Below are 19,708 nucleotides of genomic sequence, written 5' to 3'. Positions count from 1 at the left end.
AGCCGACAAAAGCGTTTATCGCCGCTTTCCGTTGCAACGATCGTGCCGTTCACTCGTCTGACCGGGTGGTGATAACACCTACCCCGTCGTGCCCATCCGAAATTACTTGCTGTTTGGGTAACATTCGCCAGTATGAGCGACACCTCGATGATGGACGAGATCGTCTACGATCCAGACCGGACGACCGTCGAATCGACGAACGTCTTCGAGTTCATGGACGAGTACGACATCACGGACCACGATGCGTTGATCGAACGCAGTCAGGACGTAGAGTGGTTCTGGGACGAGCTGGTGGAGTACTTGGGCATCGAATTCTACGAGCCGTACGACCGCGTTCGAGACGATACGGAGGGTCCTCAGTTCACTGATTGGTATCCCGGTGGGACGATCAACATCGCCCACAACACGGTGGATCGGCACGCTCGGCCGGACAGTCCCACCCGAAACTCGGTGGCGACGATCTGGGAGGGCGAGGACGGTACCGTTCGAGAGGTCACCTACCACGAACTGCATCGGGAGTCGAACAAGGTAGCCAACGCGTTGGTGGAGCGAGGGATCGAGACCGGCGATACGGTGGGACTGTACATGCCGATGGTCCCCGAGGTCGTGTCGATCTTGTATGGGTGTTTCAAGGTGGGTGCGATCGCTGTGCCGATCTTTTCGGGCTTTGGCGTCGATGCCACCGCAACCCGGATTGGGGACGCCGAATGTTCGGTGTTGTTCACTGGGGACGGCTTCCGTCGGCGCGGGAGCGACGTCATTCTGAAAGACACCGCCGACGAGGCGATCGACGTGGCAGGCCACGTCGAGCACACGATCGTCTACGACCGACTCGGTGCCGACGTTCCGTGGAACGATTCCCGGGACGAACGGTGGGACGAGGCCGTCGGTGCGTGCTCGGCTGCGTTCGAAACCCGCGAACTCGATGCGAGCGCCGAATCGATGTTGTTGTACTCTTCGGGCACTACCGGAATGCCGAAAGGCATCGTTCACACCCACGCTGGAATCCAGATGCAGTGTGCAAAGGAGATGTACTTCGGTTTCGATCACAAACCCGGTGATCGGTTCTTCTGGGTGTCAGACATCGGTTGGATGATGGGGCCATGGACGCTCATCGGCAACCACACGTTCGGCGGCACGGTGTTCATCTACGAGGGTGCGCCGGATTACCCCCAGCCGGATCGCTTCTGGAAAATGATCGACCGTCACGAGCTGTCGGTGTTCGGCATCTCTCCCACCGCGATCAGGGCGCTTCGCAAACAGGGCAACGGGTGGCTCTCCGATCACGATCTCTCTTCGCTTCGGCTACTCGGATCGACCGGTGAGCCGTGGGACCCCGAGTCATGGCACTGGTTCTTCGAGAACGTAGGTGGTGGCGAGATTCCCATCATCAACATCTCCGGGGGCACCGAGATCTGTGGCTGTTTCCTGATGCCCCTTCCCGGGATGGCGCTCAAACCGTGTACCCTCGGCAAACCCGGACTCGGCATGGCCGTCGACATCGTGGACGCATCGGGCGAGAGTGTTGCTGAAGACAACGAACGCGGATTTCTCGTCGCCCGGGATTCGTGTCCCTCGATGACGAAATCGCTCTGGTCGGGTGATGAGCGGTATCTCACGGAGTACTGGTCGACGTTCGAGGATCCACCGATGTGGGACCACGGTGACTGGGCACAACAGGATGAAGACGGCTTTTGGTTCCTCCACGGCCGCGCCGACGACGCGCTCAACGTTGCCGGACGGAAGGTCGGTCCCGCCGAGGTCGAGGGCGCGCTCATGGACAGTGATCTCGTCAACCAGGCCGCAGCCATCGGTGCGGAGGACGCCACGACCGGAACGGCGGTCGTCGCGTATGTCATCACGGCACCGGGCGTCGAGGCGTCCGATGATCTCCGGACACAACTGCGCGAGCAGGTTGGCGAAACGCTCGGAAAGCCGTTCCGTCCCCGAAACGTGTTGTTCGTCGACGAGTTTCCGAAAACTCAATCCGGAAAGATCGTCCGTCGCGCGATCGAATCGGTGTACAACGACGAGGAACTCGGCGATCTTTCGAGCATCGAGAACCCCGGTGCACTCGAACGACTTGAAGACGCGCGCTAAACGGTCCTATCGGTCACAGCTCAACCGCATCGATCACGCGGCGTTGGGAGTCCGATCCGTTTTCGACGACGATGAGACAGTCGTCCACGCCGTCGTCGGGAAGCAGAATGGTCGCGCCAGCTACCAATGGTGCGATGATCCCGGCCACGATCGTTTCGGGTCGTTCGAGCGGCGCGCGAACGGCGACCGTGCTATCGGCGGTGAGTTTCTGCCGATCGACGACTGACTGGGCCGAGTTGAGCAGCGCCCTGTGGGTGTAGATCGTTTCTCCCGCTTGAAGCACCGGTGCGTCTGGGTCGACAGTAGCCGGTGGCTCCGTGGGGTTCTCGCGCCATACGTCCTGCTCAAAGAAGGTGTCGCCCGGGTCGTCCGGTCGCTCACCGTAGCCGATCCGGTGGGTTCCGGGCGGACAGTTCGGCTCTAAATCGGGGGTCGGAGCGACGATCACCTTCGCTTCGGTGGTTGCTTCGCTCCCGAAACGAACGACACCGCCGAGCATCGCCGTTGCGAGCACCGAGAGTACCGGCTCCGGCTGTCGGTCCCCGGCGATGACGACTGGCGTCCCCGACCGTACGCCGAAGTGATGGAGCAGGTTTCCGACTTTCCACACCGTCGTACAGAACCGTCGATAGTCGTACTGGTGGTCGTTTGCCTCGTCTCGAAGCGCCGTCGAATCAGTTCGCCGATCGCGGGTGAGTAGCTCCTCAAGGCCGGTCACGTCTGATATTCCCCTCGTTCGGGAGCCTCACCAGGAGAGACCAGTGTGTTTCGTCTCACAACGAATGTTTGAGCTTCTCGAAGAATCCTTGGCTCACGTCGATCTCCTCGCCACCAGCTTCGGCGAACGCCCGTAGCGCCTCACGCTGCTCTTCGTTCATGCTCTCGGGCGTGACGACCTGCACGTACACGTAGAGATCGCCCTGCCCCCGGCGTTGCAATCGAGGCATCCCTTTCCCTTGTAGCCGGAACCGTTCGCCGCTTTGCGTTCCAGACGGGATTTCGAAGGATGCGGCCCCGTCAATCGTCGGCACTTCGACCTCATCACCGAACACCACCTGCGGGAACGACACTGCAAGTCGATGGACGAGATCGTTGCCGTCGCGTTCGAAGTCGGGATGCGATTCAACGGCGATCTCGACGAGTAGATCGCCGTTCGGGCCGCCGCTCTCGCTTGGTGCGCCCTCGCGCTCCAATCGGAGCGTCTGTCCGTCGCTGATCCCGGCTGGAACGTCGACCGTGAGCGTCGTTTCATTGACGACCTGTCCGTCGCCATCACACGTCGAACAGCTTGCCGTGTAAACCGTGCCGGTCCCTTCACACTCCCGGCACGTCTGTGTTTGCTGGACTCGTCCGAGCGGCGTTTGCTGAACGGTAGTTCGTTGCCCCCTGCCGTTACACACCGAGCAGGTCCGAGATTCCGCGTCCGGTGGATGTCCCGTCCCGTCACATTCGTCACACTGTTCGGGCCGGTTGACTGTCATCCGTTTTTCGACGCCGTGATAGGCGTCTTCGAGATCGATCCGCAGCCGGGTCTGGAGATCACGACCCGGACGCGCACCGCTGCGACGACCGTTTCCACCGCCAAAAAACTGATCGAAAATGTCTCCGAATGGGCTGTCCCCACCGACACCACCGAACGGATCCCCGCCCGCACCCGCTCCGGGCCCGCCGTCGAACCCACCGCGTTTTTCCGCTTGCTCGAAGCGCTCGTGGCCCATCTGGTCGTACGCTTGGCGGGCCTGATCATCGGTGAGCACCTCCTTGGCCTTCTTGACCTGCTTGAACTTCTCTTCTGCGTTGGGATCGTCGCTCACGTCCGGATGATACTCCGCAGCCTTCTTCCGGTACGCCGATTTGATCTCGTCCTCGCTTGCATCACGAGAGACGCCAAGTACGTCATAAAAATCGTCGCTCATTCGTTAGAGACTATTGGCTGTTGAGATACTTGAAAAGAACGCCTCCAGATCTATCGCATTTCCTTACAAAAATACTGTTCAGGGAACTGTTTTGTGTGTTGGGATACCATGTCACTGTATGAATGATGATGAATCAGCGTTCGTCCGGGTCGCCGATCGGTCGACGCTCGTGGCCGACGGGCAGATGGTCGTCAATCCGGGGCGAGCGATCGCGCTTTTTCATCGCGATGGAACGGCGTACGCGGTCGATAACCGGTGTCCCCACATGGGATTTCCTCTCTCACAGGGTACGATCGACGACGGGATACTGACGTGTCACTGGCACCACGCCCGGTTCGAACTCGCGGAGGGAGATACGTTCGACATCTGAGCGGACGACGTCCAGACGTATCCGGTCGAACTACGCGAGGACGGCGTGTATCTGGACCCGGATCCCGAACGAACCGTTTCCGAATCGATCTACTGGCGTAACCGGCTCGCGGACGGTCTTCAAGAGAACCTTCCGCTCGTCATGGCGAAGGCGGTCATCGGACTCGATGCCGAGAATGAGGGGTTTTACACCCCTATCGAGACTGCGGTGAACTTCGGAACGAACTACCGTGATATGGGGTGGGGGTCAGGATTGACAGTGTTGGCTGCGATGGCGAACGTCTACGACGATCTCTCGGTTGCCGATCGGACCCGCGCGCTGTACACCGGCGTTCGATACGTCGCCGACGACTGTGCGGACGAGCCGCCACGGTTCAGCCAGTATCAGTTTGCGAATCGATCGTTGGGCTACGACCGGTTGAAGTCGTGGTTTCGGGAGACGTGTGAAGTACGCGACACTGACGGGGCCGAACGGTGTTTGCTCACTGCTGTCGAGAACCTCGCTCCGCCGCAGGTCGCGGGGATACTGGCCGCTGCTGCCACCGATCACTTGTACATGAACACGGGTCATACGCTCGATTTCATCAACAAAGCGTTCGAAATGGTCGACCATCTCGGGTGGGAGCACGCCGATTCGATCCTCGCAGCGACGGTCCAGCAGATTACGGACGCGAGTCGGAGTGAGGAACGCTCGGCGTGGCGCCAACCGATCGACGTGGCTCAATTGTGTTTCGACGCCGATGATCGGCTGTCGGAACTGGTCGCCGCGGGCGAGGGTCGAACGTGGGAGCGCCCAGCGGGATTCATCGAAACGCTACTTGGGGACGATCCCCACGCGATCACGGAGGCGCTCACCGACGCCATCCGCACAGGAGCGACGCACGAACAGCTCGCCCACGCGGTTACCACTGCCGCCGCCCGCCGGATCGTGCAGTTTTCGACCAGCAACGAGTTCTCGGACTGGAACACCGTTCATCACACGTTTTCCTACGCGAACGCCGTTCACGGCATGGCCCGACGAACCGACGCGATCGAGGTGTATCGTGGCTGTATCGACGCCGCGATGAGCGTTTATCTCGATCGATTTCTCAACACGCCCCCCGCCCCGATCCCTGAGCCGGTTGCCTCTGACCGAGATCCGGCCGAGATTCGGGAGACACTGCTTGAAACGTTCGACGAACAGGGAGAGGTCGACCGCGCTACACGGCTGGTAAATGAGCATTTCGACGCGGGTGGTGATCCAGCAGCACTCAAACGGACGCTGGGAACGGGGCTGTTGGGCGAAGACGCGAACTTCCACACGCTCCAAAACGTCGAGGCCGCGTTTGCACAGTTCGACCGAGCTGACTGCGACGGTGACCGACGCGTGGCGCTCATGGCGACCGCTCGGTATATGGCCGCCCACTTCCCGACGCGCCGCGAAGCCGAACAGACGTACACGATCGCTGATCGCCTCCACCGTGGTGAGTCGATCCACACATCGACAGCGGAGTGAATTTCACTCCACTTGCTTTATCACAGCTGCAGTTGTACACCGGTCATGACCGATTACAAGACCCTTCACGTCGAGACCGACGAGTCGGTCGCTCGGATCGCGCTCGACAGCCCAGCTGGTTTCAACTCGCTCACGACGACGATGGCTGAGGAACTCTTCACGGTAATCACGGCGCTAAACGACGACGAAACCGTTCGGTGTTTGGTGCTTACGGGCACCGAAGCGTTCTGTTCGGGAGCCGATCTCACGGCACTGGATGGTGACGAGCGGGATGCGCCACGATTGCGACGGCTCGCTTCGACGCTTCACGACAGCGTGATCCAGCTCCATCAGGCGGATACGCCGGTCGTGACCGGGATCAACGGCGTCGCCGCTGGTGCGGGCGTCGGGTTGGCGCTCGGTGGAGATCTCGTCGTGATGGCAGAGGATGCCACGATCCAGTTCGCGTATCCGGAGATCGGACTCACCGGCGACGGTGGTGCGACGTTTCTGTTGCCCCGACTGGTCGGGCTTCGCCGGGCCAAAGAGATCGCTCTGCTCGACGAACCCATCGGGGCCGATCACGCTGTGAGTCTCGGTCTCGTTACCGAGAGCGTTCCCGCCGACTCGTTCGACGAGCGACTCGACGCCGTCGCCCAGCGGCTCGCAGACGGCCCGACCGCCGCGCTCAGCGCGACCAAGCGGCTGCTCACCGAGAGTTTCGACCGGGATCTCGCCCAACAGCTCGCAAAGGAAACCGACGCTATCGCAACTGCCGCCCGAACCGAGGATTATCAACGGGGGTATGCAGCGTTTTTCGAGGACGACGATCCGGAGTTCATCGGTCGGTAGTGCCATCTTTTACAAGCAGGGAATCCCGGCCTTCAGGCCGGGCGGGAATGCGACATGGTGCTGATCAACTGCCGTTAGTCGGCTGAACCGGATTCCTTTCGTTTGTTGTCGATACACTCTCTGAGGAGACTTGAGAGATTGATGTGACTTTTGCCCTCTGGGGATTCCCAGCCACAATCGCTATACTGTCCGGGGGTCGATCCCGCCTATGACGGAGGAATTGAGTTCGCTTGCTCGACGGTTGGCGATGCCCTACTACGAAGATGCGCTTCCGGCGCACGATGAATTCCACGCCAAGCGCGTGCGGAATCTGTCCGTTCGGTTGGCGGATGAGTGTGGTACCGCCGTCGACCGTGCCATCCTGTCTGCAGCGGCGTGGCTCCACGATATCGGCCGTCCACGAGAGCGAGTCGGAGAGATCGATCATCACGACAAGTGGGCGACGACGAAAGCGGCGGCGCTGCTCGACGCCGAAGGCGTAGCGAGTGCCCGAATCGATGCGATCACACACTGCATCCGAGCGCACAGCATTCGGTCGAGTTCTCCAGAACCGGAGACGATCGAAGCGAAACTGCTGTTCGATGCGGACAAGTTGGACGCCGCTGGGGCGCGTGGGATCGTTCGGCTGGCCTGTATCATCGGGGAACGCTCGGGGCGAACCGGAGAGCAGTACGCCGTGATCGACGACGCGACAGCGTCGGATACGATCGGATCGGATCGCCCGGACGTGACGCTTCTTCGGAAGTGGGCACGTGAGCGTCTCGATCGGTTGTACACGCTACCAGCGAAACAGCTCGGAACTGCCCGCTGGGAGTTCATGGAGGCGTTTTTCGACCGGTTCGCTGATGAACTCGGCGTCGACGGGAACCGGTAGGGCCGCGATCCCTGCGCGATCGCGCTGGACGAGTTGTTAGCGTATCATAATATACCCGATACGATCAGTACCTTTATATGTGAAGGGGTAAGGAACGATAAACGAGGACGCCAGCAGCGCCCCAAGGCGTGTGCGTTCATAGTGAACGCGCCGGGTGTCAAGAGCACCCGACGCTGGGTCCTCTGCGGTGCAAGAACCCATGATTGGGAACGCAACAGAGACATGTAACGGTGTCGAATCGTATCAAGAATATGAACAGCGCCAGCGCTGTCGGAACTGTGGTCGGCCGGTTCGGTTGCGGTACGCACATCGGGTTGATTGCCCCCTATTGGAGGGCCGCCGATGACGTTACCAGTGTTTCAGTTCTGGGATCGGCAGGATGAATCGGTAAACCTCTCGACTGTGGCGGATCGAGGGACAATCTCGAAGGCAGAGCTGTACCACGTTGTGGATGTGGGGACAGGGACGTGGTGCCGTCCCTGTCGGAGTTCGGGTTGCGCGCACGCCACGCAGATCGAGGAGATTCTAGCGACGGCCGGGCTTGGTCGGTCACAAGCGGACTACGACGATTTGCCCGGGATTGCGAACATCACGCGCTACGAGGCGGCGAAAGAGCTGGTCGTCGCGGGGTGGTTCGAGAACGGCGGCCGGGTGCGCTATCACGAACAACGTGATGGGACCGTCGTCCAGTCGGTGTACACACCCGAAAACGATCGAGAGCCTGCCGAAGTGACCGAACAACCCGAGGCAGGGAGTGCGCCAGCAGCGTTAGTCACGACGCTGGCGGAGTACTGCCACTATCGCCAGCGCGGCGACCTCGATGGATTGCGCCAACACTATCCCGAGGTCGCACGCGCCGTTAGCGAGCCGCCTATCGTCCACGCCGACGATTGAGAACAACAGAGTCGGCGGAGGCGGAAGCGGTCGCGGAGGCGGGAGACGCAGGTGTAGTCACCGCGAACGAAGCGGAGCGGAGTGAGCGGCTTTTTTTTGGTCTTCCCGCGAGCGAAGCGAGTGGGAGCCTGCAAGAGCGAAGCTCTTGCAATGCAGATTTTTTCCGCTCGGGTGGCTGACGGCCACCCTCGCGTAAAAAAGGTGGGTGTACAAAACGCTGGAGTCCCTACGTGAGGTATGGCGACGATCACCATCGAAAACGAGGTCGATCTTGAGGAACCGACGTGTATCGAGGGGCTACCGGGCGTCGGTCTCGTGGGGAAGATCGCCGCAGACCACATCATAGACACGTTTGACATGACGTACCACGCTGCCGTTCAGTGTTCGGGGCTACCGCCGGTGGCCATCTACCACGACGAAGACTCCGAACTCAAACCGCCCGTGAGGCTGTACGCCGACGCCGAGCGCGACCTGTTGGTGTTGCACAGCGAGGTTCCGATCGCCGCCGAAAGCCGAGAGGCGTTTGCGAACTGCGTCGTCGGGTGGCTCGAATCGAACGACGTAACGCCACTGTTTCTCAGCGGGCTGCCCAAGCAGGGTCAAGGACAGACGGACGACGAGGAGCAGCGCACGAAGATCGGCGGAGAACACAGCCCGGAGTTGTTCGGCGTCGCCACGGGAGACGGAACCGACCACCTCGACGCCGCTGGGATCGTTCCTCCCAAACAGAGCGGTGCCATGAGCGGACCCACAGGGGCGCTGCTCCACGAAGCACTCGACAGGGGACTGACGAGCGTCGGTCTCGTCGTCGAATCGAACCCGCAGTTTCCCGATCCCAATGCCTCGAAAGCCCTGCTCGACCACGGGATCGCGCCCATCACAGGACTCGATATCGACACCTCTCCCCTCACCGAGCAAGCCGAGGAGATCCAAACGGCGCGCCAACGACTGGCCACGCAAATGCAACAAGCCAAAACTGAAGAGAGCTCACAAGCCACACCGCTGCGGGGCTTCCAGTGATCCTAGTCCCGTAGTGGGTTTCTGCCCTGTTGTAACAGGTGGTGAATACTCACGGATAGGTCTCATAAACATTTCTCATTCAGTGAGAGTCCGACCGATCTTCGTGGACCCCCCTGTACACAGATGGTATAAAGGTCCACGTAGATCCGCCCCGATAACGTTCCCTTCGATGACCGTTCCAGCATCGAGCGCAGCTGATGATGCGGACTGATTGCCGTAATTCGATGTACGGACGGCCCCGTTTTGAAACGTTTGCATGCAGCTCTACACCGCAGCGCGAAACCACAGTCATCGAGCGTCTCGCTGCCAACTCCACGACGCAGAGCTGGGGGCGGTCGCCTCCGGATCTACCACCCCGGTGTTCCGGGCCGATCCGCAGATCCGACTCGGTGCCACACCGCGGACACGCTTCCGCCCGCTGTTGACTGCGATCCAAGCTCTCCCATTCGATCTCGTCGCTGACTCTGGAGACGTACTAACAACGTATTGACGCGATCGGAGTGAAGAGATAGGACACCGGGTCAGAATTCTATTCTGGTATAGCTGCTCACTAACTCCACTCGGTCCGTCACTCACTCCGCTTTGAGCTGCTCGATCAGGCGTCTGAGCGTTTCGAGGTCGTACTGGCCGGGAGCGGTCGCGTGATCGGGATCGACCGGTGCATAGCCGATCCGTGAGCCGTACAGCGGGGCGACAGCCCGGGAGTGACGTCCCACGGCTCCCATCGCCATCGTTGCCACCTGCTGGCCGGTCTGCGTACGCGCTCGCGTGACAGCAAGCAACTGTAACACGTCGTCGAGCGTTGAGGCAGTCACCGCCAGCTTTCCCACATCGCCGTACTCACCAGCCCGAGAGAGGAGGCGCTGCATCTCCGGTCCGCTGGGCGTCTCCTCGAAGTCGTGGGTTGACACGATCACCGATACATCACGGTCCCGTGCGTCCTCGATCACCGCCAACCCATCGCCCGCCGCGACGGCCGACAGTTCCACATCGATCGCCTCGACCCGTGGATGTTCCGTTGCTGTTCGGAGGGCTTCGAGCCGATCGGGCGTGTCGCTCGCCTCACCGCCCTCCCACTCGACGCGGTTGGTCGCAATGATCGGCAACCCTCCATCGTATTCCGAAAGCTGCTCGAGCGGCTCGTCTGCGAGATCGATCCGAAACTCCACCGCGTCGGCGTACTCTCCAGTAACGGACTGAGAGAGATCGTCTGTGGCAGCCGCGAGCACGAACGAATCGAATTCCATACGACCTCCTCAGAGACGACACACAAAACATCCCGGGAAGGAGGATCGTTCACACCTGCTCCTGCCGACTTCATCACACGAGCATTTCGATCGGGTAGCCGTTCTCTTCGAGCGAATCGATGAGTTGATCAACGTGGTCGGGACCCCGCGTTTCGAGATCGAGCACGACCTCCGCCGATCCCATCCCGATGTCCCGTGCCGTCCGATCGTGCTGAATGCCATACACGTTCGCGCGGTTGTCGGCGATGATCCGGGTGAGATCCATGAGCGCGCCGGGGCGATCTTTCAGCACGGTCTTGAGTTTGACGTACCGTCCGCTTTGGACCAATCCCCGCATAAGGACAGTCGTGAGTACGTTCGGATCGATGTTTCCGCCGCTCAACAGCGAGACGATCGTTTCATCGGTGTCGTACTCGACCGCGCCGGCAAGCACGGCCGCAAGCGCAGTCGCACCGGCCCCTTCGACGACGATCTTCGAGCGCTCGACCAGCAACGAGATCGCCATGGCGATCTCCGCATCCGAGACGGTCACGACCGAATCAACCCGTTCTCGAATGACTTCGAACGGTTTCTCCCCGATCCGGCGGGTTGCGATGCCATCAGCGATCGTATCGACCGTGTCCAATTCGACGATTTCGTTGTTCTCGAACGATTTTGCGGCGCTTGCGGCTCCGCTCGCTTGTACCCCCACCACGCGCACGTCGGGATCGAGTCCCTTTATGGCGGTTGCGATACCCGCGATCAGTCCTCCCCCACCGATCGGCACGATGACAGTGTCGACCTCCGGACAGTCGTCCATGATCTCCAGTCCGATCGTTCCTTGGCCAGCCATCACGGCCGGATCGTCGAACGCGTGGAGGTAGATGCGATCCTCTTCGCGTTCGATCGCGTGTGCACGGCGTTGTGCCTCGTTGTAATCCTGGCCGTGAAGAACGACGGTGCCACCGTACCCCTCGGTCGCGTCGACTTTCGAGATCGGAGCGTGTTCGGGCATGACGATCGTCGAATCAACGTCCGCCCTGCTTGCGGCTAACGCCACCCCTTGGGCGTGATTGCCAGCACTGGCCGTAACGACACCGGACTCGCGCTCTGACTCGCTCAACGTCTTGATACGGTTCGTCGCCCCCCGGAGCTTGAACGCTCCCGTCCGCTGGAACAGTTCGAGCTTCAGCCGAACGTCCGCTCCCGTACGCTGGGAAAACGTATTCGACCGTTCGAGTGGTGTCTGTCGAACGGTTCCTTCGATCCGGTCGCGGGCAACAAAAACATCGTCGAACGAAAGCATACATGGGATAGCCCCGGCTCAGGGTTACGTTTGACGTCCTCCCGCGACTCAGGCCAACACGCGGCCGTTCATGCCGTTTGACCAGCATGAAGCTCTGACGGCTCTCCGAACCGATGGAATCCGAGCGACACCGTCGGCTACTCCTGAACGGTACACGCTCAAAAATAAGGAATATCAGAGCGTGTGACAGTCACTCCATGAATCCCTTCAGTCATAAACGTCCGCCATCCGGACTGAAAGTGAAACTGAATATGAACTCGATCCGCGCGATGGACCGAACAGCGTTGGAATGATGGCAAACCGAAAATGACGTTATCGATCGTCGATTGGTGTGAATTCGCGCTCCATGTCGCCAGTGTAGCGAGCGCGCGGGCGAATGAGCCGGTTGTCATCGTACTGTTCGAGGACGTGAGCGATCCATCCACCCACGCGTGACAACGCGAAGATGGGTGTGTACGTGTCGATCGGGATCCCCATCTGGTAGTATGTCGACGCCGAATAGAAATCGACGTTCGGTGCCAGCCCTTTTTCCGATTGGATGTACTCCTCGATGGCGGCACTGTATTCATACCACTTCGTGTCTCCGGCAGCACGCCCGAGTTCCTCGGATTTATCGCTCAGGATGCGCGCACGGGGATCTTTGACGTCGTACACGCGGTGACCGAACCCGGGAACGCGACGTCCGTCTTCGAGCGCGTCTTCCACCCACGTGGTCGGATCCTTGGAACTGTCATCGACCTCTTTCAACATCGACATCACGTTCTGGTTTGCGCCACCGTGCAGCGATCCGCTGAGCGTTCCGACGGCGCTGGTGATGGCGCTGTGAAGATCCGCCAGCGTCGACGCCGTAACCGTCGCGGCGAACGTTGAGGCGTTCAGTCCGTGGTCCGTGTGCAACACGAGCGCCATGTCGAACGTTTCGGCGAGCACGTCGTCCGGCTCTTCGTCGTTGAGCATGTAGAGAAAGTTCGCGGCGTGAGAGAGGTCCTCTCGCGGCGCAACCGGCTCATCCCCGTTACGCAGGCGGACGAACGCTGCGAGCGCCGTCGGGATCTTGGCAGTGATACGCCGTCCCTTCTCGAGATTGGTGTCGCGGTCGGTCGGATTGGCGTCGGTGTCGGGATCGGATGCCGACAACGACGACACGACCGTTCGAAGCGCAGCCATCGGGTCCTCATTGGCGGCGGCGAGCGCCTCGATACTGTCGAGTACGTCCCCATCGATGGCTCGTTCACTAGCCATCGCATTGCTAAACGATTGCAGTTCGTCGTGGTTGGGCAATCGACCGTGCCAGAGGAGATACAACACCTCCTCGTAGCTGGCTTCACGGGCCAGATCGTCGATCGAATAACCACGATAGACGAGTTGCCCAGCCTCCCCATCGATATAGCTCAACTTGGACTCGGCAACGAGCACGCCCTCTAGCCCCTTTTTCAGTTCCTCGGACATACTCTTCGATTCCAGAGCTATGCTCAAAAGGATTATCTTTCGTGCAGGATACCCGAACCTCCCTCGAAAACCGTCCATTCGACCGATTTATCGGTCTGCTGGTCCGTGTACGACAGATTCGGTCCGTTTGTGATCGTGGGAACGTTCCGGTTCGGACGATCCGTCGCTCTCCCATCCTCACGAACGTACAGGTGTGCCGCTCATGAGTCCAAGAAACCCCATCGCGAACGTTTCCATCCGGTGATTCGTGGTGTGGTCACGGAGTGCGTTCCGGGAGCGACGGACGGCGTCGTCGAGTCGTTGCCGAGCATCATCGCATGTAATAATCCGACGAACCGTCTCCCGAACCGAGTCAGCAGGGGTTCCGGCGGCGACGAACGCGCCGAACAGGGGGTTGCAGAGCCGTCCGATCGGGTGGGCACTCGAAGCACCGTCAAGCAGCGCGATACGATCTGTGGCAAGGGTACACCACGTTTCGACAGCCGCCGCCGGATCGGAAAGCAGCCCAACGACGAAAGTGCCCAACACCGCGTTCGCATCGCTGATAGGGGGCTGGCCTGCGTCCCCCCGGAGCAGCGTGATGTTGTCCCAGCCGGCGCGTTCGACGCGCCGTCGTGCTCGCTGTAGCATCGCTGGCGTCAGATCGACCCCCACGACGCGACCGCTCGGTCCAACCCGTTTTCGGAGTAGCGGGAAGTTCGCGCCCGTCCCACAGCCCAGTTCCACGACCGTATCGCCCCGCGAGAGTTCGAGTGCGTCGACCGCCCGCGCCCGCCACGCGGTGGGAGCGATGGCCGTTGCGAGAATGTCGTATACACCCACCCAGCGCCCGTAAAACGACTCGATTCGGCTGTTCGGCGTCGTCACGATTCGGTCCTCGATCCGACATCGGTGAGATCCCGGGCGATCGTCGAGACGGTCGGCGCGTCCGTTCCCAGAAGATAAATAGCTGGTTCGATGCCCATTCCTCCGGTCTGGTAGAGGGCATCGATCTGTTCGTCCATCGTCTCGGTGATGGCGGTAGACAACTCCGGTTCGGGATCGAAGGCTGCTGTCGAGTGTCCCGTCGCTTCGAGTCGGTCGATGATCTCCGGAGCGTAGGCGATGTTCAGCGCTCCGCGAGCGTCGACACCAGCCTCACGAGCCACCAGAAGGACCGTTGCGACGTGCCCACTCGCGCCGAACTCGGGCTCTGTGGGAACGGTTGCCCGTCCTTTCACATCGAGGATCCGCCCCGGGACAGCCGCCACGTCATCGACGCCCGTCGCACCCGGGAGACACTCCACGAGGTTCGAGCCGACAGCAGGAATGAGCGTCGCAAACCCACTGGTGCGTTCGAGTATGCGCAGCCCTTGGCGGACCGACGAAAGTGTCTGTTCGGTGGCTCGGAGCGTACTGTCGGCGTCGTGGATGTCGAATCCGCCGTCGTAGGCTGATAGCTCCGGCATCGACTCTTCGTGCATGGTGGCGAGAAGATCCCCGCGCTCGAGTTGGCGTACGAGTACTTCCGTCTCCACGAGCGCCTGCACGCGGCTCATCTCTCCGTCGGCGAGCCCGTTACCGAGACGGGACACGAGATCGATCACGCGCGTGTCGTTCAACACCGCTTCGTGGCGCTCGATCTCTCCGTGGGCGTATTTCGAGACTGCTGACTGGCTGATCCCCAACAGTCCGGCGACCTCGTTTTGGGTGAGTCCTCGATCCCGAAGCTCCTCGGCGAGCATCGAACGGAACGTCGGTAAAAACTCCTCGACGATGACCTCCTCGATGAAGCGCATCTCATTGGTCACCCCCGAACTCCCGATCGCCTTGGATGCGGGAGGCTTCTGGCCCGACCTGATCCTGATATTTCGATCCGCGGTCGGTGCCGTACGGTCGTTCTGCACGGGTCGTCAACTCCGTGAACGTCAGCTGAGAGATCCGCATTCCGGGCGTGAGCGCGACCGGAGCCGTCCCGAGATTCGACAGTTCGAGCGTGATCTTTCCACGGAAGCCGGGATCACAGAGACCGGCAGTAGCATGGACTACGACCGCGAGCCGGCCCAGTGAGGATCGTCCTTCGACGTGTGCGATGAGGTCCGGAGGGATTTCGACTCGCTCGTGTGTCGTTCCGAGCACGAAATCACCCGGATGGAGGATGAAATCACCGTTTTCGTCGACGGTCGTCTCCTCGACGTACTCCTCGACCTCCCGCTCGCTGTTGGGGTGGATACACGAGATGTTCGTCCGCTGAAACTCCAGAAACGCCCGTCCGAGACGGAGATCAACGCTGGCTGGCTGGATCTGAAGATCCACATCGTCGAGCGGCTCGACGACGAGATTTCCCGATTCGAGCCGATCGAGGATGTCCACATCGGAGAGTATCATACATCTACAGCGGCTCCCGCTGGATAAAAGTGAACGGACTCGAATCGGTGTCGTGTCCGACGAACGCAACGCCTTATCCGCAGGTCGGTAGGGCTTTCAGCCCGCCGATCCAGCACACGGTATGAAACAAGCGATCGTCGCCCGGACGGATCTCGGTATGAGTCGGGGCAAACTGGCCGCACAGGTCGCCCACGCGTCGCTGTCAGCCTACGAAGAGACCTCCGAAAAGGATCGGACCGCCTGGAAAGGTGGTGGTCAGAAGAAGGTCGTCCTCAAAGCCGATGGGAAACGGACGCTGTTCGATCTCGCGGACGAGGCTCAGCACAACGGACTGCCACACGCTATCGTCCGGGATGCTGGCCATACGCAGCTCGATCCCAACACGGTCACGACACTCGCCGTCGGTCCTGCCAGCGAAGCGGCGGTCGACGCCGTGACCGGCGATCTTTCGTTGTATTGATTGGCTCGGTCCGAACACGTCCGACGCGGTCGGCAGCTCAATCGAGTCTGAACCATCCACCGTCACCCTCCTCAGAACCGGGTGTTACGGTGGCCGTATCGGAGACGACACTTCCTTGGTTGGTGTACGGCATATCGTTTTCATCCAACTGGCTGTTCCCGTTGGTGTCGTTGTATATGGCCGCCGTGAACGTCTTCTCTTCGTCTATCTTCTGGGGAAGACTCACCGTGACGTCTTTTTTGGTCCCGGAGTCGAGCTTCTGGGACGCTGCGACGCGGGGATTGTCCTCGGTGGAAAGGACGACGAAACCGCCGTTCGGCAGCGAGGCCTCATCGATAGTGACTGTCTGGTCATCCGAGGGTGTCTGATCCGAGAGGGTGACTGCCGGAGTCAGACCGGTGCCGCCGTCGGTGCCGTTGTCAGTGCCGCCGTCGGTGCCGTTGTCGGTCCCGCCGTCGGTACCGTTGTCGGTCCCGCCGTCAGTGCCGCCGTTACACGCTTTCGACGCCGGCTGGTAGCTCGTGCCGCTGTGTTGCCCGTTATCGATGCCCGGGAACTCGACTACGAGCGCGGCCCCATTCGTCGCTGGAATGGAGATTTCGGCCGATCCCCCTCCGCCTTGAACAGCGATGGAATCGCTCGTTCCACCAGCAGTCGAGCTAAAGGAGAGGGTGGCGGTTTCTGCGTTCTTGTTACTGAGTTCGTACCATGCCTCTCCGCTCTTAGAGTCGGTACACATGGGGGTGACCGAGATCTTGTTCGGGTCAACCCCTTCGTTGTCCTTCGGAGGTGGCTCTGTCGACGGCGGTTCGGTCGTCGACGTGGGCGTTTGCTCCGACGTTACTGTCGGTGCCGGTGTGAATCCAGGCGTGTGCGTCTCGGGAGACGTCTGTTCCGTTATGTCCCCGACCGTCGGTGAGAGAGTGCCGTTCCCCTCGGTGTCCGAGGGTTGAGCGACGCTCATGAGACCGACAGCGACCACGATGATGACGATTGCGAGCACGGCAGCCGCGATACCTGCGATGTGGGTTTCGGTTAGATTGTATCTCATTTCCAGGTAGTCTAAAGGATGTCCCGGAAGGATGCGGCGATCAGTCGTCACCAGCTTCGGGATCTGGTTCGTACTTGTACTGAAGCGTTATTATTCACCCGATAACTGATTTCTACACGTTCAGTTGCGGAACCAATCACGAACATCTACCGGAACGACCATTACTGGTATAGATGGGCAGCCACTGTAAAAAAATCCAGCTACAACCAATAATGTTATGTATTCGATTGCATCGGGAGACATGAGTATAACACTGATACTGGTGGTGGCTCTGGTAGAACCATGAACGGACATCGGGTGGAACCGTGATGTATCGGTCACAGCCAGCCGAACGGTCGATCGGAATCGAAACGTACGTGAGCGATGCGGATGGGATCGGTGGCCGTCTCCGGGATCACATATCCGATTTCCGGGTTCGTGAGCGCGAGGCGGTTGATCTCCAGCCAGTGGACGCCGACATCGGCTCGTACCCTGTTCTCGTCTTCCGTGCGACACTCAGAAACCGGGATACGAACGGGTTCGTAGACGACCTCGCCAGTCAACTGGGTATCAGCCGCGAGCGGGTCACGTGGGCGGGAACGAAAGACAAACGCGCGATCACTACACAGCTGTTTTCGATACGCGACTTCGAGCAGAACACCCTACCGTCGGTGTCCGGCGGGGAAATAGAGATCGTTGGTCGCATGGGTCGCCCGGTGTTGTACGGCGATCACCGGGGAAACGACTTCGAGATCGTCGTCCGGGGAGTACACCCGAATGCCGCCACCCGGACCGCCACGATCACGACAGCCCTCCAACAGTTCGGTGGTGAGCGGACGGACAACGGAAGTGAGACAACGGTGGGCGTGCCGAACTTCTTCGGACCACAGCGCTTCGGAACGATACGCCCAGTTACCCACGAGGTCGGGCTTGCCATCGTTCGTGGCAACTGGGAGCAAGCCGTGATGGCGTATCTGGGAAACCCTTCCGAGGACGAACCGGCCGAGACGCGAGCCGCACGTGAGTACGTCGAGCGGACCCACGATTGGGACGGCGCAGTTGAGCGGTTTCCGTCGTATCTCCGCCACGAGCGGGCGATCGCTCACCGGCTCATCGAAACGGACGCGACTGACCCGGATCGCTTCCGAAAGGCACTGACGGCCGTCCCGACGAACCTACAGACCCTGTTCGTTCACGCGGCCCAGTCGTACTTGTTCAACCGAATGCTCTCACAGCGCTTCGAACGTGGCTTGCCGTTCGATCGGCCGATCGCGGGAGACGTGGTCTGTTTCCTTGACGATCAGGACCGTCCCGATCCCGATCGGTGCCAGCGGGTAACCGACTCCCGAACCGAGACGATCGCACGACACTGTGACCGGGGTCGGGCGTTCGTCACTGCCCCACTTGTCGGAAGCGACACGGAACTGAGTGACGGCGAGCAAGGTGAGATCGAACGCGAGGTACTCGATGCGGTGGATCTTACACCCGGTGCGTTCGAGTTGCCCGGTGCGTTCGACTCCACCGGGACCCGACGCCCGATTCTCCTCCGGACGGATCTCTCTATCGACACGGAAGCGACGGACGAGAAGGCAGTTGCGTTCGCGTTTTCCCTCCCAAACGGGGCGTACGCAACGGTGCTCCTCCGCGAGTACATGAAGGTTCCACCGAGCGCGATGGAGTGAGTGTCGGGCAGTTTTTTCGCTTGTCGGTTTGAGTAGTAACTATGACGCGGGGTGAACACACTGGTCTCATCGTTGCGGGTGGACGGTCGCGTCGGTTTGGGAACTGCGACAAAGCGGTGGCCGATCTGGCGGGTGTTCCGATGATCCGCCGGGTTGCAGACGGGATAACCCCGATGATCGACCGTCTTCTCGTCAACTGTCGGGCCGAGCAGGTGTCAGCAATCCGGTCGGCGTTAGCCGGATACGATCATCCAGTCCAGTTCGTCTGTGAGCAAACGCCCGACACGGGTCCCGTGGCTGGCGTTAAAGCGGGCTTGTGCGCTATCGAGGATGACGCATACGCGTTCGTCACCGCGTGCGATATGCCACTTATCGATAGCGACATCGTCGCTCACCTGTTCGATCGGGGACGGGGCCACGATGCAGCAGTCCCGAGAACCGAAGACGGGCGGATACAGCCTCTCCATGCTGTCTACCGGTCGTCAGAGATGGTCGCGGCTTGTAACGCTGCGCTGGCCGACGGACAGCGATCGATCCGCGATCCCGTAGCTGCTCTGGACGCCGCCATCGTCCCCTCGGCAGAGCTTCGAACGTACGGCTCGACTTCCACGTTCGAGAACGTCAACACACCCACGGCGCTTCAGGCCGTCTCCGAACGGATCGAATGACCGAGAACAAATCCATCGAGA

18 protein-coding genes and 1 pseudogene are annotated in these 19,708 nt (G+C 60.6%); 10 read left to right on the top strand and 9 right to left on the bottom strand.

The features are described from left to right. The first annotated feature begins 132 nt into the window (after nt 1-132). On the top strand, nt 133-2,100 hold the full coding sequence (locus tag MW046_RS06180) for an AMP-binding protein (protein WP_247994684.1): 1,968 nt from the start codon (nt 133-135) through the stop codon (nt 2,098-2,100). A gap of 13 nt (nt 2,101-2,113) precedes the next feature. Here the strand turns inward: MW046_RS06180 and MW046_RS06175 are convergent, their stop codons facing one another. Together MW046_RS06175 and dnaJ are read right to left on the bottom strand one after the other, a co-directional pair. Next, nucleotides 2,114-2,818 (bottom strand): AMP-binding protein, encoded by a 705-nt coding sequence (locus tag MW046_RS06175; protein ID WP_247994683.1) that lies wholly within the window; start codon nt 2,816-2,818, stop codon nt 2,114-2,116. Nucleotides 2,819-2,873: 55 nt separating this feature from the next. Then, nucleotides 2,874-4,016: a molecular chaperone DnaJ gene (gene dnaJ, locus MW046_RS06170; protein WP_247994682.1), complete on the bottom strand. Its 1,143-nt coding sequence runs from the start codon at nt 4,014-4,016 to the stop codon at nt 2,874-2,876. Between the two features lie 118 nt (nt 4,017-4,134). On the opposite strand from dnaJ, the pseudogene MW046_RS06160 reads away from it, so the two are divergent. The 6 genes and pseudogenes from MW046_RS06160 to MW046_RS06135 all read left to right on the top strand — a co-directional run bounded on the left by MW046_RS06160 (nt 4,135) and on the right by MW046_RS06135 (nt 9,989). Beyond that, nucleotides 4,135-5,880 (top strand): annotated as a pseudogene (locus tag MW046_RS06160) (Rieske (2Fe-2S) protein). Between the two features lie 45 nt (nt 5,881-5,925). Beyond that, a complete protein-coding gene (locus MW046_RS06155) occupies nt 5,926-6,711 on the top strand; it encodes an enoyl-CoA hydratase/isomerase family protein (protein ID WP_247994679.1) in 786 nt (261 codons plus the stop codon). A gap of 208 nt (nt 6,712-6,919) precedes the next feature. After that, entirely contained in the window at nt 6,920-7,585 is a 666-nt protein-coding gene (locus tag MW046_RS06150) for an HD domain-containing protein (protein ID WP_247994678.1), read from the top strand. 342 nt (nt 7,586-7,927) lie between these two features. Then, nucleotides 7,928-8,479, top strand: a complete 552-nt coding sequence (locus tag MW046_RS06145) for a hypothetical protein (protein ID WP_247994677.1) — start codon at nt 7,928-7,930, stop codon at nt 8,477-8,479. Nucleotides 8,480-8,716: 237 nt separating this feature from the next. Next, a complete protein-coding gene (locus MW046_RS06140) occupies nt 8,717-9,499 on the top strand; it encodes a proteasome assembly chaperone family protein (RefSeq protein WP_247994676.1) in 783 nt (260 codons plus the stop codon). 256 nt (nt 9,500-9,755) lie between these two features. Continuing rightward, entirely contained in the window at nt 9,756-9,989 is a 234-nt protein-coding gene (locus MW046_RS06135; protein WP_247994675.1) for a hypothetical protein, read from the top strand. Nucleotides 9,990-10,071: 82 nt separating this feature from the next. Here MW046_RS06135 and MW046_RS06130 read toward each other — a convergent pair whose 3' ends face one another. The 6 genes from MW046_RS06130 to dcd all read right to left on the bottom strand — a co-directional run bounded on the left by MW046_RS06130 (nt 10,072) and on the right by dcd (nt 15,847). Next, entirely contained in the window at nt 10,072-10,746 is a 675-nt protein-coding gene (locus tag MW046_RS06130; protein WP_247994674.1) for a type I 3-dehydroquinate dehydratase, read from the bottom strand. 73 nt (nt 10,747-10,819) lie between these two features. Next, the gene (gene ilvA, locus MW046_RS06125) at nt 10,820-12,031 is read right to left on the bottom strand and encodes a threonine ammonia-lyase (RefSeq protein WP_247994673.1); all 1,212 of its coding nucleotides are present in this window, start codon (nt 12,029-12,031) and stop codon (nt 10,820-10,822) included. Between the two features lie 312 nt (nt 12,032-12,343). Further along, nucleotides 12,344-13,480: a citrate synthase gene (gene citZ, locus MW046_RS06120; protein ID WP_247994672.1), complete on the bottom strand. Its 1,137-nt coding sequence runs from the start codon at nt 13,478-13,480 to the stop codon at nt 12,344-12,346. Between the two features lie 177 nt (nt 13,481-13,657). After that, nucleotides 13,658-14,347 carry a class I SAM-dependent methyltransferase gene (locus MW046_RS06115; RefSeq protein WP_247994671.1) on the bottom strand — a complete coding sequence of 230 codons (690 nt, stop codon included), beginning with the start codon at nt 14,345-14,347 and terminating at the stop codon, nt 13,658-13,660. Beyond that, on the bottom strand, nt 14,344-15,258 hold the full coding sequence (locus tag MW046_RS06110) for a thiamine-phosphate synthase family protein (protein ID WP_247994734.1): 915 nt from the start codon (nt 15,256-15,258) through the stop codon (nt 14,344-14,346). The genes MW046_RS06115 and MW046_RS06110 overlap by 4 nt, the downstream gene beginning before the upstream one ends. Nucleotide 15,259: 1 nt before the next feature. Continuing rightward, the gene (gene dcd / locus MW046_RS06105) at nt 15,260-15,847 is read right to left on the bottom strand and encodes a dCTP deaminase (protein WP_247994670.1); all 588 of its coding nucleotides are present in this window, start codon (nt 15,845-15,847) and stop codon (nt 15,260-15,262) included. A gap of 121 nt (nt 15,848-15,968) precedes the next feature. Here dcd and pth2 point away from each other — a divergent pair, with 121 nt between their 5' ends. Continuing rightward, nucleotides 15,969-16,307, top strand: coding sequence for a peptidyl-tRNA hydrolase Pth2 (gene pth2 / locus MW046_RS06100; RefSeq protein WP_247994669.1), 339 nt, complete (start codon nt 15,969-15,971; stop codon nt 16,305-16,307). 37 nt (nt 16,308-16,344) lie between these two features. On the opposite strand, the gene MW046_RS06095 is transcribed toward pth2, so the two are convergent. After that, nucleotides 16,345-17,358 (bottom strand): DUF7282 domain-containing protein, encoded by a 1,014-nt coding sequence (locus MW046_RS06095; protein WP_247994668.1) that lies wholly within the window; start codon nt 17,356-17,358, stop codon nt 16,345-16,347. A gap of 308 nt (nt 17,359-17,666) precedes the next feature. On the opposite strand from MW046_RS06095, the gene truD reads away from it, so the two are divergent. Then, complete coding sequence (gene truD, locus MW046_RS06090) at nt 17,667-19,019, top strand: tRNA pseudouridine(13) synthase TruD (protein WP_247994667.1); 1,353 nt, start codon at nt 17,667-17,669, stop codon at nt 19,017-19,019. 41 nt (nt 19,020-19,060) lie between these two features. Beyond that, nucleotides 19,061-19,687 (top strand): molybdenum cofactor guanylyltransferase, encoded by a 627-nt coding sequence (gene mobA, locus MW046_RS06085; protein ID WP_247994666.1) that lies wholly within the window; start codon nt 19,061-19,063, stop codon nt 19,685-19,687. Nucleotides 19,688-19,708: the final 21 nt, after the last annotated feature.

Source organism: Halocatena salina (assembly GCF_023115355.1).
In the GTDB taxonomy this organism is placed as follows: domain Archaea; phylum Halobacteriota; class Halobacteria; order Halobacteriales; family Haloarculaceae; genus Halocatena; species Halocatena salina.
The sequence above is the reverse complement of the archived record's forward strand: the minus strand, read 5'-3'. Positions and strand labels throughout refer to the sequence as shown.